Raw genomic sequence first — 4,073 nt, forward strand, 5'->3', positions numbered from 1 at the left:
CTTTTGGGGCGTTTGCCAAAAGGGACTCGCCGTAAGGGCGAAACCGCCAGCCGCCGTTACCGCAGAAATGGATATGTACACCCAAAAGAAAATGGTCGACCACCAGGCCGCCTTCGCAAGCAGGCTCACTCACACAATCGAACGGCATACATCCATAGAAACCAGGCCCAATTTCCCACAATGAAACCCGCCTTCCCCCCCCTTGCCCCACCGCCATACCCGTCTAACATCAACCCAATGGAAAATATGTCCCAATCCCCCTCAAGTTGAAGGACTCGACTACCGACACAGTACTAATAGGGCAAATACTCCAGGCAACAGCATTTCGGCCAACCCACAGGCAAATTCCCCTGTGTTGGATTGTCCCTTTGACTGCCATCACAGGATTGCCAATACTCATGGCAACTTGATGCTACCTGCACGGAACAAGGAATGACTCTTTGAAGCTGGAACTCAAGAACAGCTTGTCGGTAAAGTTGCTCCGGGTCGTGCTCCTGTCGGCATTGATCGTCGGCGTGGTCTTGAGCTGCGCGCAGATCGTTTTCGATGCCTATAAAACACGCCAGGCCGTGGCCAGCGATGCCCAGCGCATCCTCGACATGTTCCGTGACCCCTCAACCCAGGCCGTCTACAGCCTGGATCGTGAGATGGGCATGCAGGTGATCGAAGGCCTGTTCCAGGACGACGCCGTGCGCCAGGCCTCCATCGGCCACCCCAATGAAGCCATGCTCGCGCAAAAATCCCGCGACTTGCAGCAATCCAGCAGTCGCTGGCTGACCGACCTGATCCTGGGCAAGGAACGCACCTTCACCACCCAACTGGTGGGCCGCGGCCCGTACAGCGAGTATTACGGCGACCTGAGCATTACCCTCGACACCGCCACCTACGGGCAAGGGTTTATCGTCAGTTCGGTGATCATCTTCATTTCCGGTGTATTGCGCGCCTTGGCCATGGGGTTGGTGCTGTATCTGGTCTATCACTGGCTGCTGACCAAACCGTTGTCGCGGATCATCGAGCACCTCACCGAAATCAACCCGGACCGCCCGAGCGCGCACAAGATTCCGCAGCTCAGGGGCCACGAAAAAAACGAACTGGGTATCTGGATCAACACCGCCAACCAGTTGCTCGAATCCATCGAACGCAACACGCACCTGCGCCACGAAGCGGAAAACAGCCTGCTGCGCATGGCCCAGTACGACTTCCTCACCGGTCTGCCGAACCGCCAGCAATTGCAGCAGCAACTGGACAAGATTCTCGTCGACGCCGGCAAGTTGCAGCGGCGGGTCGCGGTGCTGTGTGTCGGCCTCGATGACTTCAAGGGCATCAACGAACAGTTCAGCTATCAGACCGGCGACCAATTGCTGCTGGCCCTGGCCGATCGTCTGCGCGCCCACAGCGGTCGCCTCGGCGCTCTCGCCCGTCTTGGCGGCGACCAGTTCGCCCTGGTTCAGGCCGATATCGAACAACCCTACGAAGCAGCCGAACTGGCCCAGAGCATTCTCGATGACCTCGAAGCGGCGTTTGCCCTCGATCATCAGGAGATTCGCCTGCGCGCCACCATTGGCATCACCCTGTTCCCCGAGGACGGTGACAGTACCGAGAAGTTGCTGCAAAAGGCCGAGCAGACCATGACCCTGGCCAAGACTCGCTCGCGCAACCGTTATCAGTTCTATATCGCCAGCGTCGACACTGAAATGCGCCGCCGTCGCGAGCTGGAAAAAGACTTGCGCGATGCCTTGGCCCGCGACCAGTTCTACCTGGTCTACCAGCCGCAGATCAGCTACCGCGATCATCGGGTAGTGGGCGTCGAAGCATTGATTCGCTGGCAGCATCCCGAACATGGGCTGGTGCCGCCGGACCTGTTCATCCCGCTGGCCGAGCAGAACGGCACCATCATCGCCATCGGCGAATGGGTGCTGGATCAGGCCTGCAAACAATTGCGCGACTGGCATGACCAGGGTTTCACCGACCTGCGCATGGCGGTGAACCTGTCCACCGTCCAGCTACACCACGCCGAACTGCCGCGAGTGGTCAACAACCTGCTGCAGATGTACCGCCTGCCCCCCCGCAGCCTGGAACTGGAAGTCACCGAAACCGGCCTGATGGAAGACATCAGCACCGCCGCCCAGCACCTGCTGAGCCTGCGTCGCTCCGGCGCGCTGATCGCCATCGACGACTTCGGCACCGGATACTCATCGCTCAGTTATCTGAAAAGCCTGCCGCTGGACAAGATCAAGATCGACAAGAGCTTCGTTCAGGATCTGCTCGATGACGACGACGATGCGACCATCGTTCGGGCCATCATTCAGCTGGGCAAGAGCCTGGGCATGCAGGTCATTGCCGAAGGTGTTGAAACCATCGAGCAAGAGGCCTACATCATCTCTGAAGGCTGCCATGAAGGTCAGGGCTACTTCTACAGTAAACCGCTGCCGGCGCGAGAACTGGGCGTTTACCTGAAACAGGCCCAGCGCAGTAATGCCGCGATCCTGTAGCGAGCTTGCTCGCGATGGATTTGAAGGCGACGCATTTTTTTCAGACAGCACGCGTCATCGTTCACGTCCATCGCGAGCAAGCTTGCTCCGCAAAGTGCAACATCCTCTGTGTAAATAAGAAATATTTCCAGCTGCAACCCTTTACAGATAATGCGAAAGATTTGCATTATGTCGCAGTTTTGCGCCTTGCCGCGCCATTCCACCCCTTCTCGAAGCAGGATGTTCGCCATGATTCGTATGCCTCTGGCTACCGCCAGTCTGTTGGCCATCGCTATTTCCCTCGCCGGTTGTGGCGAAGGTAAAGACAAAGCTGCCGCTCCAGCACCTACTCCAGCCGCCACGACCACAGCCCCGGCTGTGGCGCCTGCGGCCGCCAGTAAAGTCGACGAAGCCGCCGCCAAAGCCGTTGTCGCGCACTACGCCGACATCGTCTTCGCCGTTTACAGCGATGCCGAATCCACCGCGAAGACCCTGCAAACCGCTATCGACGCTTTCCTCGCCAAGCCGAACGCCGACACCCTGAAAGCCGCCAAGGCTGCCTGGGTGGCTGCCCGTGTTCCTTACCTGCAGAGTGAAGTGTTCCGCTTCGGCAACACCATCATCGACGACTGGGAAGGTCAGGTGAACGCCTGGCCACTGGACGAAGGCCTGATCGACTACGTCGACAAATCCTACGAGCACGCCCTCGGTAACCCGGGTGCCACGGCCAACATCATCGCCAACACTCAGGTTCAGGTCGGCGAAGACAAGATCGACGTCAAAGACATCACCCCGGAAAAACTCGCCAGCCTGAACGAACTGGGCGGTTCCGAGGCCAATGTCGCCACCGGTTACCACGCCATCGAATTCCTGCTCTGGGGCCAGGACCTGAACGGCACCGGCCCTGGCGCCGGCAACCGTCCAGCCTCCGACTACCTGGAAGGCAAAGGCGCCACTGGCGGTCACAACGATCGTCGTCGCGCTTACCTGAAGTCCGTGACCCAGTTGCTGGTCAGCGACCTGGAAGAAATGGTCGGTAACTGGAAGCCGAACGTGGCCGACAACTACCGCGCCACCCTGGAAGCGGAACCGGCTGAATCCGGCCTGCGCAAAATGCTGTTCGGCATGGGCAGTCTGTCCCTGGGCGAACTGGCGGGCGAGCGCATGAAGGTTTCCCTGGAAGCCAACTCCCCGGAAGACGAACACGACTGCTTCAGCGACAACACCCACAACTCGCAGTTCTACGATGCCAAAGGCGTTCGTAACGTGTACCTGGGCGAATACACCCGCGTCGACGGCACCAAAATGACCGGCGCCAGCCTGTCGTCCCTGGTGGCTAAAGCCGACCCGGCTGCCGACACCGCGCTGAAGGCCGACCTGGCTGCCACCGAAGCCAAGATGCAGGTCATCGTCGATCACGCCAACAAGGGTGAGCACTACGACCAGCTGATCGCCGCCGGCAACACTGCCGGCAACCAGATCGTCCATGACGCGATCGCTTCGCTGGTCAAGCAGACCGGTTCGATCGAAGCCGCCGCCGGCAAACTGGGCATCAGCGACCTGAACCCGGACAACGCTGATCACGAGTTCTGATCAACGCTG

At 59.4% G+C, this 4,073-nt stretch carries 4 protein-coding genes; 3 read left to right on the forward strand and 1 reads right to left on the reverse strand.

Features of this window, described 5'->3' with window-relative positions; translation table 11 throughout:
• Both PMI01S_RS31880 and PMI01S_RS30640 read left to right on the forward strand, forming a co-directional pair.
• A partial coding sequence (locus tag PMI01S_RS31880) for a hypothetical protein (protein WP_218028113.1) occupies window positions 1-184 on the forward strand: 184 nt, incomplete at its 5' end.
• Window positions 185-440: 256 nt separating this feature from the next.
• Window positions 441-2,492, forward strand: coding sequence for a putative bifunctional diguanylate cyclase/phosphodiesterase (locus PMI01S_RS30640; RefSeq protein WP_084323900.1), 2,052 nt, complete (start codon window positions 441-443; stop codon window positions 2,490-2,492).
• On the opposite strand, the gene PMI01S_RS31590 is transcribed toward PMI01S_RS30640, so the two are convergent.
• Window positions 2,450-2,722, reverse strand: coding sequence for a hypothetical protein (locus PMI01S_RS31590; protein ID WP_139273102.1), 273 nt, complete (start codon window positions 2,720-2,722; stop codon window positions 2,450-2,452). The genes PMI01S_RS30640 and PMI01S_RS31590 overlap by 43 nt on opposite strands.
• Here PMI01S_RS31590 and PMI01S_RS30645 point away from each other — a divergent pair.
• Window positions 2,721-4,064, forward strand: coding sequence for an imelysin family protein (locus PMI01S_RS30645; RefSeq protein WP_084323901.1), 1,344 nt, complete (start codon window positions 2,721-2,723; stop codon window positions 4,062-4,064). The two genes, PMI01S_RS31590 and PMI01S_RS30645, sit on opposite strands and share 2 nt — an antisense overlap.
• The last annotated feature ends 9 nt before the right edge of the window (window positions 4,065-4,073 follow it).

This window comes from Pseudomonas migulae NBRC 103157, assembly GCF_002091715.1.
GTDB lineage: Bacteria > Pseudomonadota > Gammaproteobacteria > Pseudomonadales > Pseudomonadaceae > Aquipseudomonas > Aquipseudomonas migulae_A.

Excerpts from the sequence above, each read along its gene's own strand:
- PMI01S_RS30645 (WP_084323901.1), top strand. The coding sequence starts at position 2,721 with ATGATTCGTATGCCTCTGGCTACCGCCAGTCTGTTGGCCATCGCTATT.
- PMI01S_RS31590 (WP_139273102.1), bottom strand. The coding sequence starts at position 2,722 with ATGGCGAACATCCTGCTTCGAGAAGGGGTGGAATGGCGCGGCAAGGCG.